Here is an 18,037-nt window from a genome sequence, read left to right as displayed (position 1 = left end):
AGGTTTAAAAATGAGAATAATAGCAAGCTTTTTTGCCATCATTATGTTGGCTTCATCACTTGTTGGCTGTGTAGCAACATACAACCCGATCCCTAAAAACTACCAAGGCAACACGGCTAAACTTGATGATACTTACAAGGTGGGGAGCACGAGTTCTGGGCAGTTTTTTTATTTAAGCAAAGTTGATGGAAAGCAGGTTAATAATTCTATTCGGGCTACGCATCAGGCATCATATGGGCAAGGAATGCTACTTACTCCGGTTGGATTTAGCCGTGAAGTACCGACAGAGCCAATGACATTAACTTTAGTTGCACAAGTACACCATGCCGCCCCCATCAATTATATGTTCAATGCGGGAAGCAATTTTATCGTGTCTGGTGATGTGTCTTTTACACCCGAAGCTAATCAACATTATGTTGTCAAAGGGTATTTAAGCCCCGATTTTTCATCTGTATGGATTGAAAATATGTCAGGAAAGCAAGTTTCAGATGCCATTGTACTTGAAGGTGACCCTGACGAAAGTAAAACAAAAATTGCGATGTTATCTGATGGGGAAGTCAAATTACCAGAGCCTGAAAAAAATCAAGCTGCACCTAAAAAGTCAATCTTAATTACCAATCAACCATTTGATAACCCATTATTTTTTCTAGAGAGAGGGTTGAGTGTCGATGCTGTAGTTACAAAGTTAGGAAAGCCTGATCATATCCGTGTAATTGAAAAAGGCTTTTTTAATAATAGCCCCGAAATACAGTTATATCATTATAAAGATATTGGGGCTGTTGAAATGGTTAAGTCACAGACAGACCAGCAGTTTTACTCTAGACGTACTCATAACGTAAGTAGTCAAGAGCATTATCAGTTTATTGATGTGGTTAACCAAGCCGATGGAATAGATACGCAACGTATTGGTCGGAAATATGACAGGATAGGTGTCTATGATGAGCAATATTTAGATGCTTTAGCCAGTAAACTATGGCTCAATAAGCAAACTACAGATGGTAATATGCTCGATGGTATCGCTTACTATTGTAAAATTTTTGCCAATGCTCAAACTGCACGATATCAATCACTGCTTAAAAGCATTATTGACAATAAAGATGTGCCATCTAAGTTACGTCGCCATTGTAAAAACGCTAAAAAAGAAATTGAAAAGTTAAAACTTACACAAGTAGAACAGTTTCAATTTCTGTAATCTTGGTCTCATTTTTAAATAAGGCCCGTTACTAAAGCAAACTAAACAAGACCGACACGACTAAAAGTAGTGCCATTAAGTAGTTAAATAGTTTTAAACGAGTGGGGCTTGAAAGCCAGTGTTGTAGTTTTTCGCCTACTAAGGTCCACGAGCTCACGCAAGGTAAATTAATTAAACCAAATACGGCACTGACGATTAATACCGCTGATACGTTTTTGTTTGGAGCGTATAAGCTTATCGCACTAAGCGCCATTGCCCATGCTTTAGGGTTCACCCATTGGAAAAGGGCCGCTTGAATAAAAGTAAAAGGCTTACCTTTATTTTGTGTGTGTTGTTGTCCGTTGCTGGTGGCTATTTTATAAGCGAGATATAACAAATAAACAACACAAAACACTTTTAGAATGAGGTAGCTTAGCGGAAATAAGTCAAACAGCTGCATAATGCCGAGGCCAACTAAAAAGAGCATCAACATAAAGCCTAACGTTACCCCAAACATATGCGGTGTGGTCCTTTTAAAACCAAAATTGGCACCTGAGCTCATCAACATTAAGTTATTGGGCCCAGGGGTAATTGACGAAACGAGGGCGAATAACGCCAGTGCTGTCATCATCTCAAAACTCATCATAGTCTCTCCCTGTTTGTTAAGTTGCAATTATAAATTGAAATTCGCGCAATTATCGCGCTTAATGTTGTTTTTGGTAGTTTGAAATCACAATTTAAAATGAAGAAAGATAGAATTAACGACAGAATATTGCATGAGTTAAGGCGTGATGGCCGTTTAGCAAATACTGAGCTGGCAGATAAAGTGGGGTTGTCGCCATCGGCATGCCTAAGAAGGGTTCAAGAACTTGAGCGGCTCGGGGTAATTTCGGGGTACCGCGCAGTGATTAATCATCACGCTGTTGGTTTAGGTTTTATCGCTTATGTAGGCGTGGGTTTAAACGACCACTCAACAAGCTCGCAGCTCGCATTTGAGCAAGCACTCGCGTTTATTGATGAAGTTAAAGAGTGTCATAACGTGACCGGTGCGTTTGAATATTTACTGCGGGTAGAAACGGCAGATTTAAAATCATATAAAGCATTTCATGCTGATGTGCTCGGTTCAATTCCTCAGGTAAGAACCATTACGTCACATGTGGTGATGGGGTCTCCTAAAGATGAGCGAGCATAATAGGAGAGATTAAAAGAGTGATAAATGACTCTTAAGCATTTTAATAATCATGTTAATCACTCTATGAATACAGCAGACTGCTCATACGTTTAATCAATACGTTGAGAATGTACCTGTTAAATAAGGTTACTTATAAAGTCCAGAAATCCCCTGTTTTGTTAGGCATTGTTTAGCCGGTACAGCATGGCGTTGCTTTCTAAACTCATTTTTTTTCAACGTGTTAAATGTAAAGTTGCTGTTTTTATAGAGGCGGTTTTTATGAGAGGGCTTTTGTCTCTAGATAAAAATAACAAGTTATTTTTAAGTTATGGAAAAATATATTCAATTTTATATCTTTACGCTATAGAACAAATAATAGTCAATTCGAGGATTATATTCTAAGTTTGGCTATTGAACTTGCCTTAATTGTTGGTTTATTATCCACCCCCTAATTCTAATTAAGGGATAATAATAAGAATGGATCTCCACACATTGCTCGTTTGTACGGCACTGGTTAGCTTTATAATGATGTTAACAATGGCTGCTTTGTACATTGCGAGTCGTAACGAAAGTTATTTAATTGATTGGCTGGTGTGTGGTGCATTATTTTTCGCTTCCAATTTATCGGGTATTCTCGCGACTAATGTCGATTTTCCTTCGTTTTTCCATCCTGCTTTTGCGAATGCTTGCTATTTAGCTGGGCATGCAGCGCTTTTCAGTGGCGTATCTAAATGCTTATATAATCGTTCGATGTGGGGGGTTGTGCTGATCGTTTTTGTTGGCATTTTTGTTATGCATTTTGTGCCAGCAATGAATGAGTCAATTGAACTGCGTATTGTTGTTTTGTATCCGATGATTGCTGCACTTGATATTTCGGCGATGCTAGCACTTTGGAAGCACCGAAAAGAAGAGGCGGGCAAAGCGTATTACTTGCTCATTATTTTGTTGTTTATTTTCTCGGCGCAACAGTTATTTAGAGGCTATTTGTTACTGACAGGTATTGAAAATACGCCATGGATTGAAAAGCATCAACTTTTAAACATAGGTAGTTTAGCGGTTATCGCTTTTTACTTTTTACTGACGATAGCATTTTCTGTTGTGGTGACTTGGCGAAAAGAACTCGCGTTAAGAGAGTATTCTTTAACGGATCATTTAACAGGATGGTATAACCGTAAAGCGCTTGAGGTATTTGCTAATAAAGAGCTAAAGCGATGTATACGCAATGACGCCCAGTTAGCCTTTATAGTGTTTGATATTGACCACTTTAAATCAGTGAACGATCAGTTTGGACATATACTTGGCGATAAAGCTATCGCACATGTAACCGCAATTGCTAAACAGCAACTCAGGGAATATGACCAATATTTTCGCTTAGGAGGCGAAGAGTTTGCTGTGTTAGTGAGCCACATAAGCGGCCAAGACGTTGAGTTATTGGCACAGCGTATTCGAAAATCAGTTGCAAAAACACCGCTTATTTTAGACGATGAAACTGTGTATCTGACAGTAAGTGTCGGAGTTGCAATGTTGAACCCACAAGAAACAAGTTGGCAAACAGTACTAAAACGTGCAGATGATGCGTTGTATCGTTCAAAGCATCAAGGTCGTAATCAAGTAACGAGTTGTGGCGACTTAGCAAAAATATAAGCATCTCGAAAATAATTGCTTATTCCGAGTTTGAAACACTCCACTAGAGAGAACATTAACTTTTCACAATACTGTGATGATGACTTTTAAGCGCATTCATAAAATGGCTAGTCTGGCTATGTGAATGGTTAGTTTTGCCGTTTGGAATATCACCGTTATTTAATTTTATTGTGCCTAATCAACAACTCGTAGTGATTAAAGCGTCGTTATTAGGTGCTTTATGACATTTTCGTGAAGATTGTGATACTGTAACTTTTTATGATTTCTTTGCTTTATAATGCTCTTTTTATTTGTATGATAAAGCTGGTTTCAGCTTGGAGTTAGCATGGTTTCACGTCGAGAATTTTTGGTAGGGGCGGGTACGTTAGCCTTTTTAGGGTTATCAAAAAGTGCCATTGGCAAAGTGTCGCTTAATGATTTGCAAACAACGATCAAAGGGTTTGGTCCTTTATTGCCTGACCCTGATGCGCTATTAGATTTACCCGCAGGTTTTAGTTATCAGATTATTTCGAGCTTAGGTGAGAAAATGTCAGATGGCTTCACTGTTCCCGACAAAGCCGATGGTATGGGCTGTCTTGCCCTTGGCAATGACCGTGTTGCTTTGGTGCGTAACCACGAATTAAAACCAACAGATTTAACTAAAGCCGAAGCCAGTATCGCACAGCATAAAACACCATTCGCCTTCGATACTAACCGCGAAGGTGTCGCACTTCCTGGTGGCACCAGCCACATTATTTATAATTTAAAAACCCATCAAAAAGAGCAAGAGTATCTTTCGTTAGTGGGCACTATTCGTAACTGTTCTGGTGGTATTACGCCTTGGGGCTCGTGGCTGACTTGTGAAGAAACAACCGACACCAAAGCCGATGGATTCAATCAAGATCATGGTTATATTTTTGAGGTGCCTGCCAATAGTAAAGGCCTCATTAAACCTGAGCCATTGAAAGCCATGGGACGCTTTAATCATGAAGCGGCCGCTGTCGACCCTCGCACTGGTATTGTGTATTTAACCGAAGATAAGGGTGACAGCGTTTTTTACCGTTTCATTCCTAACGAATATGGCAAGCTGCACAAAGGCGGCCAATTACAAGCAATGGTCGTTAAAGGGAAACCACAGTTCGATAGCCGTAACTGGCATAGTAAGACCATGCCACTGCATCAAGAGTTGGATGTTGAGTGGATTGACTTAGATAACCCAGAAAGCCCGAAAGATGACTTACGCTTACGTGGCTTTAAGCAAGGCGCTGCTTTATTTGCGCGAGGTGAAGGCATTCACTGGGGTGATAAAGAGCTTTATTTTTGTTGTACTAATGGCGGTAAAAAGCAACTTGGTCAGGTAATGAAATACCAGCCATCAGAATTTGAAGGCACTAATAAAGAAGCTGAGCAACCTGGCAAGATATCGTTGTTTGTTGAGAGTACCAGCAAAACACTCTATAACTTTGGCGATAACTTAACAGTGTCACCAAATGGCCATTTAATTGTTTGTGAAGATCAATACACCGATGTGGTTGATAATCACTTACGTGGTGTGACTCCTGAAGGACAGGTTTATAATTTTGCGCGTTTGGTTGCGCAAACAGAACTTGCTGGAGCCTGTTTTTCGCCCGATGGCAGTACCTTGTTTGTAAATGTTTACTCACCAGCAAAAACACTCGCCATAACAGGTCCTTGGCATCAGTTTAGTGGTTGATTAAATCGCTGCTCATAACGTTTTTCATTCGTAATGAGTATGCGTTATTTAACGGAGCTTTTTTGATGCTCTACGGGCATGCTTTGCTATCCATTTAGTCATCTTTTTCATTAAAGCGGGTGGAAAATCATGCCCCATGCCGGGCACCACTTTTAATTTACTGCGTTTGATTATAAGTGCGGTATTAATGCCAGCTTCAAGAGGGATGACAGGGTCGGCACTGCCGTGAATAATCAAGGTCGGGGCTTTAATTTTTTTCAATAGTTTTTCGCGATAAGGGGTTGCTGCAATGGCTGCTAGTTGGCGTTTGAAACCCTGTTGATTATGAGCGGCACGCTTACTATAACGGTTTGCGTTTTCATACAAAGCGCATTCATCTTGCGGGTAAGCAGGGCTGCCAATTAATTGATTAAGGCGTACGTTGTATTTTATTTCGGCTTCTTTAGTTCGGTTTCGTGGCTGTATCTTAGCTAGTTTTATGAGTAAATTAATGTTCGAACCTGAAAACGACCAAGGTGAACTACTCGACATAATGGTGGTTAAACTGAGTACGCGCTTTTTGTACTTTGCAGCAGCTATTTGTGCAATCATGCCCCCCATTGATGCCCCCACTAAATGCGCTTGTTTGATAGAAAGTGCATTCATCAACTCTTTTACATCACGGGCCATGTCATCTAATGAGTAGGGGAGGTGGGTGCGTAGCGGTAAACGGCGGCTCAGCCAATGTTTAATAAGGCTTGGTTTGCCTAATTCATCGAGCGATGATGACAGCCCTGCATCGCGATTATCAAAGCGAATTACTCTAAACCCTTTTTCTACTAAACCACTATACAAGGCCTCTGGCCACACGGTAAATTGTGCGCCTAAGCCAATAATTAATATGATCACAGGTGCATCAAGGTCACCTTTATCTTGGTAACTAATAGATATACCGCTGGCTGTGAGAATATTTTCCATTCTTTAACTAACAGGCTTACGCAGGTTAATGAAGTATAAATGGCATTGTTGGCAGTTTAGTGACAGTCGGATGACCTGCTCGAAGTAGGCAGCACAACAGTGAGTGCTGCCTATATTCAGGGAGAAAAATATTAGAAGTAAGCGGTAACGCCAATCCAGAAATTACGGCTTTTATCTTTTACGTTGTAGTCATCAGTGAAAGTGACTTCACTCACTACGCCACGACCTGTTAGGTACTCGTACTCACCATCCCCATTTAAGTCGGTATAGCTCGTACTATAAGAGGTGAAATCTTCGTCGAGTAGGTTGTTTACGCGGGCATTAATTTGCACGTACTCATTAACATAGAACTGTGCACCTAGATTAAGTAGGTTATAGTTTTTGTAATACAGCGCTTTATCGTGCACGTTATCCCAGCCACGGTAACGATCTGAGCGATACACACCTTGTAAATAAAGGTTGATTGAGTCGGTGGCTTCCCAGTTTAGCGTTAAGTTGGCCATGTGCTCAGCACTGTTAGTTAATGGTTTGCCTTGTTCTGGTCCGCTCTTTTGTTCGCTGTCAGTCCATGTGTAGTTACCATTGATTGACACCGTGTTGGTTAGTGTATATTGGCCTGCAATTTCAACACCTTGTAGATCAACTTCATCAATATTAATTTTTTGGCTGTAGCTGTCATAGCCCAGTTGATCGTATTGGCCTAAGTTAACACACGGGCGCACACCATTGGTTTGCTCACAGCTTAAAATGGTGTCGCCGCGGGCTATTTTATCTTCGAACTTGGTGTTGTAATAAGTGACATTGATGTTGTGATCACCTTCAAGTGATGTCCAATAAAGCGCGATTTCTGAGTTAACACTGGTTTCTGGTTCTAAGTCTGGGTTACCAGCAAATGGGCTGGTGCCTTGACCACCAAAACCAGTAATACCGTCGTATAGGTCGGTTGTTTGTGGGGTTTTATAACCTGTGCTAACACCGCCTTTTAAAGTCCAAGTGTCGGATAAGTTGTACACAGCGTACACGCGGGGTGATACTTGGCTGCCAAATACATCATGGTCGTCGTAACGGGCACCCAAAGTGAAAGTAAAGTTATCGGTTGCCATCCAGTTATCTTCGGCAAACACCGAGTACATGTTTTGTTCTTGAACTTGACCGGCTTGGTCACTTTCAAGACCAAATACACCATCTTTTAACTCACCATCAATTAACTGACCACCAATCGCTAAATTGTGGCTGCCAAAACCGCCAGTGATTGGAATATCAAAGCGTAAATCATACGTGTACTGACTGCTTTCGAGTGGGCGAGCTGGGCGGGGTAAGAATGTTTCTTCGGCTAAATCTTTACGTGCTTGCTCATCCATACCTTCATATTCGCCAGTGCCATCGTACATAGCTTGCAGCTCTATACGCTCACTAACACTTAGAGGCAAAGTGCGGCCGTTATTTTGCGTATCAACATACGATACCGACGCTTTAATAGTGGCCCATTCAAGCTCACCATCATAACTAAATGACCACCACTCACGGTCAAACTCTTGATCGGCGGCATAACCTGCACGTGGATTAACCTGACCGCGGCTGTCTTGCCAAATAGATTCAATATTATCTTTAGTGCCTAAAGGGTAAGTAATAGTGCCTGATTCAATATCGTAGCTTGGCGTGTTGTCATACACTTGGCTTGAGTTGTCATAATCAAACCGTAAATGATGAGAATCAAAAGGTGTGTAAGTTAAAGTAAAGCCGTATTGTTCGTTGGTATTATCAACAGTACGACCACCACTACCAAAGCCAAGTGAGCGAGTATGCACGACACCATTAGGATCGACCGCAGGTTCAAATGTTGGCGAGGAGGCTTGTTGCTCATAAATACTGCCGCGCACACCTAAGCTTAAAACATCTTTGATAAGCGGACCCATCACGCTAAAGTCGGTGGTTATGTCATCACCAAAGTCGTCGTTTTGCTGTAATGAACGGCTAAATGACACTGCACCGCTCCAGTTATCAGTGTGCTTTTTAGTGATGATATTAATAACACCACCAAGTGCGTCTGCTCCATAAAGTGTCGATGCAGGGCCGCGAATAACCTCAACACGTTCAATAGCGTCAACCGGCGGCACGTGATTAAAGGCGTTACCACCAAAGTTATTAGGGTATATATCACCGTGGTTGTTTTGACGTTTACCATCGATCAATAGCAGGGTGTATTCACCTGTTAAACCACGCATACTCACACTGCCTTGGCCTGTTTTGTCGCGGGTTGTACCAATGTCGATGCCTTCTAAATACTGCACTGCATCGAGCACCGAAGTAAAGGCGTGAGATTTAATATCTTCATTTGTGATAATTGAAATACTTGCAGGTGCTTCAGTTACTTTTTGCTCAAAACCAGTGGCGGTAATAACTAAATGTTCCATGTCTTGCTTAGGCTTTGCATCATCTGCTATTGCTGAAAATTGTGCGGTAATTGCCAGAGTTAATAAGCTAAGTCTTATTGATTTCATTGTTGATCCCAATTTTTTTTGTTAGTCCATATAAGATGGCGGTTATAGTATATAAAACACAAATAAGATCAAGAATAATTCGCATTTGAGTGCTTGTTTTAAAGCCAGCTTTCCACGGCGCTTATTTAAAAAGGGCTGATAGCGGGTAATTAGCTATCATTACTTTTATTGCAGAAAAGTAATGGCAGAAAAGTAATTGAAAATATGAAGTGGGGGAGTAAGCTTACGAAACGCTGTTTAAACGTTTAAATTTTAATGAGTTATAAATTCCTTTATAAATTCCTTTATAAATTGTTTTATAAAAACATGAGATGCCAAAGCCTGCCAAAAACATACTGAACTCGGCATGTACTTGCGCTTACACGAACAACCGATAGCCATATTTGCACGGTAATGCTTTTAGCCGCTTTGTTTTAAGTGGCTTAAATTATAAGTTCAAATGGTCAGGTATTATTGCTGATTATAGCGATGACTCAACGCGCGTAGTCGATGTCTTTGAAGGCATCATAAACCGCTAAATGCAATGTGTCGCCGTGCTCATGTTCGGAGAAAAACTGGAATTTCACTTGGCTTTTGTCTTTAAGTGAATGAGCAAGTTGTTTGTATAATTCTTTCGCAACTCGCTCCATTACATGGCCTTCTTTGCCAACTGCAATGTACACCGATTTAGGAGGATGATTTGGTTTAAATTGGCTTTTTAATAACGCCTCATCGTCCCACCACAAGCTTGGGCTTATGATTAGGTAATGATCGAATAACGCACTGTGATTATACAATATTTCAGTTGCAAGCAAGCCCCCTAAAGATTGACCTATTAGGGTCTCTGTGCCGTTAGTACGGTACTCTTTGGCGATTAATGGTTTTAATTCATGTTGTAAAAAATGGATAAATTGTTCAGCTCCCCCATGGCTTGGAAGTTCTTGCTGGTCAAAGTGGTTGTTACTTTTTGTGGTGAAGTCGTGCTTTCTATCAATATTACTTATCCCGACAACAATGGTGTCGGGGATCATTTTGATCCATGAAAAATTCGCAAATTGCACCAGGCCCGCTATATGAATAAAGTCTTCATTTTTAGAACCATCTAATAAGTAAATGACCGGGTAATGTTTGTCTGTATTTTTTTCATAGTTTTGCGGCAAATACACATTTATAGAGCGAACTTGATGCAACACTTCAGAGTTAAAGCTTAGGGTTGTGGCAAAGTCAAAAGGGGTGGCGTTTATAGCAATGTCAGCTTTTGTGGGATAGCTGGTTATTAAAAAGAATAAAGTGATACATATAACGCTAATAGATTTCATGGTTTTCCAAATTCAAATTGCTCGTTTATTCCTTCATTAATACTAGCCCTAGTAAGGTTATTTTAATACATGACGCACACTCAGAAAATTCAGAACTTACTTGAGTCGGCTATTTTTTGAAAATGTTTTGATAGCGTTGTCAATTTACGTCTTTCGTGCGAGTTAATAGTGTGGCTCATCCGCTTATAATGTTAAAAAAATGTATACATCGAATATAAGATTAATGAGCAAACCTTTTTCTTCATACCAGCATGCGCTTTTAAGCACAGCAATACTCGCTTTAGTAACGGCGTGTGGCGGTGGTTCAGAGCCACAAGAAACGCCCGTTACACCTCCGGTCACTGAAACACCGCAAAATCAAGCACCTCAAATCAGTGGGCAGTCACAAACGTTAAAGGTCGGCGATACGCTAAACTTTAACCCACAAGTGTCTGATCCAGATAATGATCCACTCACAATTTCGGTGAGCAACTTACCTAATTGGGTCAATTTTGATAAAGCAACGGGGGCGATAAGCGGTATACCTGAGCAGGCAGGCGTGTTCTCAAACATAGAGTTTAATGTATCGGATGGGCAGTTATCAGCACAGCTGTTGATTGATATTACGGTGGAGAAAGCGCGGGAAGAAAACACATCGCCAACGCTTACTTCAACGCCAGCTAATGCGAATGAAGGCCAAGCCTACGCTTATCAGCTCACATTTAGCGACGCACAAAACGATACGATTATAGTGAGTGACGTTGCACAGCCTGATTGGTTAATTTTTGATAATAACACTCAGCGCTTTTCGGGAACGCCTGCATTTACTGACCGTGGCGAGCAGCTCATTCGTTTTCGTTATTCAGATGGCGAAGTATCGCAGCTTGCTGAGCAAATATTTACTGTGACCCCTCGCGCTAATTCATTGCCTAGCATCAGACCACTCGCTGCAGAGGCGCGTGCAGAAAACGCATTTAGTTTAACGCTTACCCATAATGACACTGACAATGATGAGGTAAGCCTAACGGTGGCAGGTTTACCGGCATGGCTTAGCTTTAATGCGCAAACAAATACCTTATCGGGCACGCCTAGCGATGAGGATGTAGGTGAACTTCGGTTCACTATCACAGCCAGTGACTCACGTGAACACGCGAACTATGAATTTGTGTTAAACATAGTGCAAAGTTATGTGGCACAAGCTCTTGCATCGGGAAACGCCCTTGATGTGCCAAACAGTGATTTATTACTTGATGCGGCACTGAATGAAATTGACACTCACAAAGCGCGCTTTCAAACGATTAAAAATCGTTTATTTGGTTTAGACACACAGTCACCCTTGGATGCACTAAGCTGGTATCCAACATGGGATGCAACGCTGTTAAGGGCCACTTATCCATTTAATGAGCCCGTACTGTTAACCAATAATAGTTGGCAAGAAGGTTATGAAGCAAAAGTAAGAAACCTCGCCGTGGTGGGTAGCAGTGATGCACAGCGCGGCCGCTACCTCGTATTCGGCAGTAACCCGTATCGCAACACGATTAATGAGCAAATGCTCAGCTTTTTGAAAAACAGCCATAGCTGGCTTGCAGGCAGAGAAGTAACTGAAGAGCAGCCTCTTAACCTTGTAATGGCACAGCTTGATCAGAGCTATTATTTTCAAGACCGCATTCTCACTAGAGAATGGTTCGATACGCATTACAAGGACCGAGTTCGGTATAACGAGAAAGCCAGCTGTGATAACGATGCCTTAGCGGGATGTTTAACTGATGACACCGATATATTAATTATCTCTCAGCATGAACGCGAAGGATTAAATATTGATAATGTGGTTGCAGCAGTAAAGCAGGCGCTAGCGAATGATATTGCCGTGATTTATGTTCAGCGCGATGGTAGTCAAACAGCGTTAGGTAACGCCTTGTTTGAGTTATTCCATGTCAGTGTTGCTGGTGATAACTATTGGCACCGATTAGAACTCGCAGAATGGAACCCAAGTGTAATCAGCAACAGCCTACCGAGTGATGTGCTCGCCATTAAAGCCCTATTGAACCGCTTTAAAACAGGTGAATTCACTGTAGATTTAAGCACCTGTGATAACCGTAGTTGTCCGAGTGATAGTCAGTACCAGCAACAATTCAGCGATGCAGCCACTAAAGTGAACTCATTATTTAGAGGCTTTGACCAAGCAAAAACCGATATTTTTGCAGAGCAAGGCTATCGCTTTTATCAATTATTAGCGCTGCTTGGCGATCATTATCGCCAAGATGTGCGTTTTCCGATGGATAAGCTTAGTACTGATAATAATGCCTTTTTTCGCTCGTTATTTGCTGATCATGCGGTATTAAATGTGCGTAAAGTGAACCCAACCCAAAGTGATATGGGAAATTTTAGCCGCAGTGACTTTAGCCATGTAACGCCAAAAAGCGTGACAGTAAACATGCAAAGTAAAGCGCATTTTCGCTCAACAGGTGTGTATGCGCTGCCCGGGCAAACATTCACGATAAAGCGCACCGACAACCAAGCCGTTAACACCAAGGTGTTTGTAAATACCTTACGTGATGGCGCAACGCACTATATGAGCAGTAATGGTTATAATCGTCCCGCTAAATTGCAGTCGGTGCATGTGCCAGTGACAAGCAATGAAACCGTGTACTTTACCTCACCCTATGGTGGGCCAATTCAAATTGCGTTCGATCAAAATGATTTAGACGTCAGCTTTGAATTTAACAATGTTGGTGAGCATCCGTATTGGCGAAGCAGCAGCGATGATACACGTTTTGCTGAGCTACTTGAAAAAGGCGACTACGATTGGGCCGAAGTAGCAACAGGCGGTTTTGAAGTACACTCAAAGCTTGAGAAAATGCGTATTTCGATCAACGAAGGTTACTGGCCAATTGCCTCTGACTTTGCCTATGCCGTGGAGCGTTATACTCATAACTACCCGCATGTATTAGCGGGTTTTAAAGGCCCTGGTATTGATGTAGTTACCGAAATTCATGACTTTGCCAGCGCACGCAACCTTGAAATACAGACCATTGATATTGTTAAGCACATGAATGCCGACCAACCCACATGCGGCTGGGGCTGCTCGGGTAACCCGTATGACGCGGGGTGGAATTTTAATCCGACTGGGCATGGCGATATTCATGAGTTAGGCCATGGTCTTGAAAAAGACCGATTCCGTATCGAAGGCTTTGGTGGTCACTCCAATACCAATTTTTACTCTTACTACAGTAAGTCTAAATTTGAAGATGAAACGGGATTCTCGGCGTCGTGTCAAAACTTGCCATTTGAAGGTTTATTTAATCACTTACAGGCCAGTCAGCAAACGGCTAATCCCTATGCTTATATGCAAGAGTTGGCGATGTCAGAGTGGTCACAAAGCCATGCAATTTACTTACAAATTATGATGGCGGCACAGGCATACAATACGCTTGAAAACGGCTGGCATCTGTATCCGCGTTTACACATTATTGAACGGGCTTTTAATCTAGCTGATAACAGTGATGCTAATTGGCAGGCACAAAAAGATGGGCTTGGTTTTTCGAACTACAGTCTGTCGGAGGCACAGAGCATAGGTAACAATGATTGGCTATTAATAGCGTTGTCAGAAGTAACAGAGCTCGATTTGAGCGACTACTTCAGTATGTGGGGCATGACAACCTCAGATAAAGCACGGCAGCAAGTGAAATCCAAAGGCTACACGGTGTTGGGTGATGTTTATTTTGCTTCTTCTGCGACAGGCTATTGCACAACGCTTAATCATCCTATACTTGCCGTTGACGGGGAGCAAAGCTGGCCTGAATAACCAATAAACCTTGCTAAAAAACGCCTGCGGTCATGAATGTTCGTGGGCGTTTTTGTACATAAGCTAGTGATTTTGTGAACAACTGCTACCTTTAGAGAAGACACGTTCCAACACGAGGTTCAATATGGCTATATCTGCAATACCTAAAGGTTACCATGCGGTAACGCCTTATTTGATTATTGAAGGTGCCACGAAGGCAATAGAGTTCTATAAGCAAGCGTTTGCTGCTGAACTGGTGATGCAAATGCCTTTACCAGACGGTGGCGTGGCACATGCCGAAATTAAAATTGCCGATTCCCACATCATGCTTTCAGATATGTGCCCCGATGTGCAGTTTAAGTCTCCACATCAGCTTGGTGGTACACCTGTGAGTATTATGCTGTATGTTGAAGACGTTGATGCCGTATTTGCCAACGCGTTGTCGCTGGGTGCAAAAGAGCTGCGCCCAGTTCACGATCAATTTTATGGCGACAGAGCTGGGACCTTAGAAGACCCTTTTGGTCATATTTGGACCATAGGCACACACAAAGAAGACCTCAGTGAGCAAGAGTTGATGCAGCGTATGAGCGAGTTGATGAGTAAAGAGCAGGATGCTTAAAAAGTTGTTTCAACCGACATTCCTATTTGCCATGAATCAACCTCTTGGTAACTGCCAAGTGGCGTACTAAAGTCAATATGTATAACGTTGTCGTTACTTGAGCGCGATGAATATAGGCGAATACCCACACCCGCACTGGTTAACATTGAATCTGATATATTCGCAGTTTCAGTGCTGCCAAATGCTTGGCCTACATCAACAAAGCCAACAAAGCCTACATCTACAAACTGATACAGATTGATATTTGGGTACATTCTTAGCTCAGCGGTTGCTTGTACGCTTGAAGTGCCATGTTGGTAACTTTCAGGGAAGCCACGCATGCCTTCTTCACCGCCTACAGCCAGCGGTTTATCTGCAAACTCATGGTTTTGCCAATGACCATTTAAATGCGCATAAAAGGCAAATGAATCTGACCAGCGATAGTTCATTTGCGCTTTTGAGTAAATAGCTAAGCGGTCATCAAGCTCTGTACCAATATTGCCTTTGACCCCTGTGGCAAACCGATACAAGGCATTATTGTTAAACCACGCTTTGGTGAGGTTAGTATCAAATAAAAAGCCTTGCCCCAAATTAACCGTATCGATGGCAAACTTTGAGTTTAACTCCCAGCCTAGGTTAACGTCTTCATTGTGGTTTATTAGGTCAATATCGTGCAACACAGCGTAATTGTCTTCTAACCAATGCAATCCTAGCCAAGGTGCAGCAATGCTGTAATCGTTGAGACCTGCAAGTAAAGGTTTTGTTTGAAAAGGGCGGTAGCTGACATCTTGGTAGTCAATCCCTGCAAGCCAGTGGAAGGTTTGCTGACTGTCTTGCGATAAAATACCACCATAGGCAAACTGGGCGATTAATTCATCAGTAAAAAACTCTGAACGAGTTATACCATTTTGATAGATATAACTTTTTTGCTTTTGAGATTGTGCAAAGTAGCGCATTAGTGCGTCACTGCTGCGTTGATAAAAAGGCTGATGATAATCCACTAAAAAGACTTGCCCGTCATCGTAATCATCAGCTTGTAAAGTGAGGGTCGCATGAGGCTGCCAAGGTACTGGCATTTGCAGTACTGAATGGAAGCCCGAACGTTCGTGATCAGATTTATACTTTAATGATGCGCGAATACCGTATCCTAAAAAGTTTTCTTCTTTAAAGCCCAAGCTGTATTTATTGTTGCCACTACTTCGCCCAAAATTAACGGTTGGTAATAAACTCCAGGTATCCCAGGTATCTATTTGTACAACTTTAGGCTCATCCACAAGGCAATCTTTTGTATAGCTAACTTTGGCATCTCTTAAGTATTTTTTATTGCGCAGAATACGCTCTGCTTCTTGTAACTGACGCTCACTTACTTGCTCACCTTCTTTAAAGGTAATTTGCTCACTGATAACTTTGTTTTTGGTATCTATGTGTAACCAGTTAATAAAGCGGTGTAGGGCGGTCGTTTCAGGATCGTTTGGATCAAAAATAGTATGTGTATCAATGTTGAGTTTATCAACAGTGATGTCTTTGTCTTCGCTTAACTCAGCAGTGGGTTTGCTTTTTACCTCACAGACGACATCTAAGCTTAAAGGCTCGTTTGCATAAGCTGTCCCTGTAGCAGTGCATGTGAATAATAAAACAGGTGTTATTTTATACATTTGGAACTATGCCTACTTAATACTTAGCGATGAGGTTGTCATGCTACATCAACCTAAGTCGTTAAAAACGCTTCATTTTGAAAGCATAAAAGAACTAACTTAAGAAAAACTTAACTAAAACTGAAACTTAGTTGAAGATTGTAAGAGCTTGATAACTTTTGATTTAGATAATGCGTTAGCGTGAAATTAATCGGTAAAAGGCTGGCTTGCGTATGATTTATTAAGATTTCTAATAGAGTAAACAATGAAAAAGCGTGTTTTATATTGGCTGCAAAATGACTTAAGAATTAGTGATAACGTCATACTATCTGAACTTGAACACTTTAATGGTGAACTTGACCTTGTTTATGTGATTGAGCCTAGGTGGTTTAAACAAAGCAATTATCAACAACGGCCTGTTGGTAAGCATCGATATCGTTTTTTAATACAGAGCCTACAGGCTTTTTCTAACGCTGTGGAGGCGCTTGGGCAAACCTTACATGTGGTCACAGGTGAGCCCGAAGTGGTTATTCACGAGCGTATAAAAAAGCACGGTATTTCAACGCTTGTCTGTACAGAGCAAGTGGGCTATTACGAGCAAAAACAGCTTAAAAAAATAACTGAGTTATGCCCAGAACTTGACATTAAAACCTACCAGCAAGACACTTTATTTACAGCACCTGATTTACCGTTCTCAGTTGCCGATTTACCAAAAAATTTCACGGCTTTTCGTAAAAAAGTTGAAGCAGAACCTGCGGCTATTGCTGCACCGCGTGATGCGGTTTCGCGTTTGCCACACCCAGTGCAGCTTTGCCCAGCTCAACCAATCCCAGATGCAGTGACAGAGCCTGAAAGTGTGTCTGGTGGCTTGTTTGCTGCTCAACAACATTGCCAGCACTATTTTTCATCGCCCGCACCGGCCTGCTACAAAGAAACACGTAATGAATTAGACGGCTTCAGTAACACGACTAAGTTTAGTTTGTGGCTTGCGGGTGGGTCTATTAGTGCAAAACAAGTGTATGCTGAGGTTGAACATTATGAGCATATAAATGGTGCGAATGAGTCAACGTATTGGATTAAATTTGAATTACTCTGGCGTGAGTATTTTAAGTGGCATGCAAAGCATGTTGGCAGACAGCTATTTCGCTTTAAAGGCCAGAAAAAAACGGCGCCGCTAACAACATTTAATAGTCAACGTTTTGCATCTTGGTGCCAAGGAACCACACCTTTTCCACTGGTAAATGCAATAATGCATGAGCTCAATGAGACGGGCTATATTTCGAATCGTTCGCGGCAAATTGCAGCCAGTTGTTTGGTCAATGAGTTTGCGGTTGACTGGCGTTTTGGAGCGGCTTACTTTGAGCAACAGCTCATTGACTATGATGTCGCTGCGAACTGGGGTAACTGGCAATATATTGCAGGAGTTGGCGTGGATCCGCGAGGTGGGCGTCATTTCCACATTAATAAGCAAACGGCATTATATGACCCAACAGGGTGTTATATTCGCAAATGGCAGGGTGATAAAACAGTGAGTCGTGTTGTTGATATATACGATGCTGCAGATTGGCCCTTAAATGAGTAATTTTAATTTAAATCAAAAATCTAAA

12 protein-coding genes are annotated in these 18,037 nt (G+C 41.7%); 7 read left to right on the top strand and 5 right to left on the bottom strand.

What is annotated here, in order from left to right; genetic code table 11:
- Window positions 1-10: 10 nt before the first annotated feature.
- Complete coding sequence (locus tag IT970_RS11225) at window positions 11-1,192, top strand: hypothetical protein (RefSeq protein ID WP_196857337.1); 1,182 nt, start codon at window positions 11-13, stop codon at window positions 1,190-1,192.
- 31 nt (window positions 1,193-1,223) lie between these two features.
- Here IT970_RS11225 and IT970_RS11220 read toward each other — a convergent pair whose 3' ends face one another.
- A complete protein-coding gene (locus IT970_RS11220) occupies window positions 1,224-1,814 on the bottom strand; it encodes a LysE family translocator (RefSeq protein ID WP_074989061.1) in 591 nt (196 codons plus the stop codon).
- 99 nt (window positions 1,815-1,913) lie between these two features.
- Here IT970_RS11220 and IT970_RS11215 point away from each other — a divergent pair, with 99 nt between their 5' ends.
- From IT970_RS11215 to IT970_RS11205, 3 genes are all read left to right on the top strand, one after another.
- Window positions 1,914-2,363 carry an Lrp/AsnC family transcriptional regulator gene (locus tag IT970_RS11215; RefSeq protein ID WP_196857336.1) on the top strand — a complete coding sequence of 150 codons (450 nt, stop codon included), beginning with the start codon at window positions 1,914-1,916 and terminating at the stop codon, window positions 2,361-2,363.
- 504 nt (window positions 2,364-2,867) lie between these two features.
- Window positions 2,868-3,986 (top strand): GGDEF domain-containing protein, encoded by a 1,119-nt coding sequence (locus IT970_RS11210; protein WP_196857335.1) that lies wholly within the window; start codon window positions 2,868-2,870, stop codon window positions 3,984-3,986.
- A 325-nt stretch (window positions 3,987-4,311) separates the two neighbouring features.
- Window positions 4,312-5,679: an alkaline phosphatase PhoX gene (locus IT970_RS11205; RefSeq protein WP_065978608.1), complete on the top strand. Its 1,368-nt coding sequence runs from the start codon at window positions 4,312-4,314 to the stop codon at window positions 5,677-5,679.
- A 48-nt stretch (window positions 5,680-5,727) separates the two neighbouring features.
- Here IT970_RS11205 and IT970_RS11200 read toward each other — a convergent pair whose 3' ends face one another.
- The 3 genes from IT970_RS11200 to IT970_RS11190 form a co-directional block, all read right to left on the bottom strand.
- A complete protein-coding gene (locus tag IT970_RS11200; protein WP_065978607.1) occupies window positions 5,728-6,636 on the bottom strand; it encodes an alpha/beta fold hydrolase in 909 nt (302 codons plus the stop codon).
- Window positions 6,637-6,767: 131 nt separating this feature from the next.
- Window positions 6,768-9,137, bottom strand: coding sequence for a TonB-dependent receptor domain-containing protein (locus IT970_RS11195; protein WP_118844497.1), 2,370 nt, complete (start codon window positions 9,135-9,137; stop codon window positions 6,768-6,770).
- Window positions 9,138-9,610: 473 nt separating this feature from the next.
- Window positions 9,611-10,435, bottom strand: coding sequence for an alpha/beta hydrolase (locus IT970_RS11190; protein ID WP_118844496.1), 825 nt, complete (start codon window positions 10,433-10,435; stop codon window positions 9,611-9,613).
- Between the two features lie 223 nt (window positions 10,436-10,658).
- On the opposite strand from IT970_RS11190, the gene IT970_RS11185 reads away from it, so the two are divergent.
- Window positions 10,659-14,219, top strand: a complete 3,561-nt coding sequence (locus tag IT970_RS11185) for an ImpA family metalloprotease (protein ID WP_162898043.1) — start codon at window positions 10,659-10,661, stop codon at window positions 14,217-14,219.
- 124 nt (window positions 14,220-14,343) lie between these two features.
- Window positions 14,344-14,817, top strand: coding sequence for a VOC family protein (locus tag IT970_RS11180; RefSeq protein ID WP_036966768.1), 474 nt, complete (start codon window positions 14,344-14,346; stop codon window positions 14,815-14,817).
- Here the strand turns inward: IT970_RS11180 and IT970_RS11175 are convergent.
- On the bottom strand, window positions 14,814-16,451 hold the full coding sequence (locus IT970_RS11175) for a hypothetical protein (RefSeq protein WP_118844494.1): 1,638 nt from the start codon (window positions 16,449-16,451) through the stop codon (window positions 14,814-14,816). The genes IT970_RS11180 and IT970_RS11175 overlap by 4 nt on opposite strands.
- A gap of 244 nt (window positions 16,452-16,695) precedes the next feature.
- On the opposite strand from IT970_RS11175, the gene IT970_RS11170 reads away from it, so the two are divergent.
- Window positions 16,696-18,012 (top strand): DASH family cryptochrome, encoded by a 1,317-nt coding sequence (locus IT970_RS11170; protein ID WP_065978603.1) that lies wholly within the window; start codon window positions 16,696-16,698, stop codon window positions 18,010-18,012.
- Window positions 18,013-18,037: the final 25 nt, after the last annotated feature.

It is taken from the genome of Pseudoalteromonas sp. A41-2, assembly GCF_015767615.1.
GTDB classification, from domain to species: Bacteria; Pseudomonadota; Gammaproteobacteria; order Enterobacterales; family Alteromonadaceae; genus Pseudoalteromonas; species Pseudoalteromonas lipolytica.
The sequence above is the reverse complement of the archived record's forward strand: the minus strand, read 5'-3'. Positions and strand labels throughout refer to the sequence as shown.

What these genes read in the sequence shown, in the direction of transcription:
- IT970_RS11210 (WP_196857335.1), top strand. Translation starts at nt 2,868, where the DNA reads ATGATGTTAACAATGGCTGCTTTGTACATTGCGAGTCGTAACGAAAGT.
- IT970_RS11205 (WP_065978608.1), top strand. Translation starts at nt 4,312, where the DNA reads ATGGTTTCACGTCGAGAATTTTTGGTAGGGGCGGGTACGTTAGCCTTT.
- IT970_RS11220 (WP_074989061.1), bottom strand. Translation starts at nt 1,814, where the DNA reads ATGAGTTTTGAGATGATGACAGCACTGGCGTTATTCGCCCTCGTTTCG.
- IT970_RS11215 (WP_196857336.1), top strand. Translation starts at nt 1,914, where the DNA reads ATGAAGAAAGATAGAATTAACGACAGAATATTGCATGAGTTAAGGCGT.
- IT970_RS11190 (WP_118844496.1), bottom strand. Translation starts at nt 10,435, where the DNA reads ATGAAATCTATTAGCGTTATATGTATCACTTTATTCTTTTTAATAACC.
- IT970_RS11180 (WP_036966768.1), top strand. Translation starts at nt 14,344, where the DNA reads ATGGCTATATCTGCAATACCTAAAGGTTACCATGCGGTAACGCCTTAT.
- IT970_RS11185 (WP_162898043.1), top strand. Translation starts at nt 10,659, where the DNA reads ATGAGCAAACCTTTTTCTTCATACCAGCATGCGCTTTTAAGCACAGCA.
- IT970_RS11225 (WP_196857337.1), top strand. Translation starts at nt 11, where the DNA reads ATGAGAATAATAGCAAGCTTTTTTGCCATCATTATGTTGGCTTCATCA.
- IT970_RS11195 (WP_118844497.1), bottom strand. Translation starts at nt 9,137, where the DNA reads ATGAAATCAATAAGACTTAGCTTATTAACTCTGGCAATTACCGCACAA.
- IT970_RS11170 (WP_065978603.1), top strand. Translation starts at nt 16,696, where the DNA reads ATGAAAAAGCGTGTTTTATATTGGCTGCAAAATGACTTAAGAATTAGT.
- IT970_RS11200 (WP_065978607.1), bottom strand. Translation starts at nt 6,636, where the DNA reads ATGGAAAATATTCTCACAGCCAGCGGTATATCTATTAGTTACCAAGAT.
- IT970_RS11175 (WP_118844494.1), bottom strand. Translation starts at nt 16,451, where the DNA reads ATGTATAAAATAACACCTGTTTTATTATTCACATGCACTGCTACAGGG.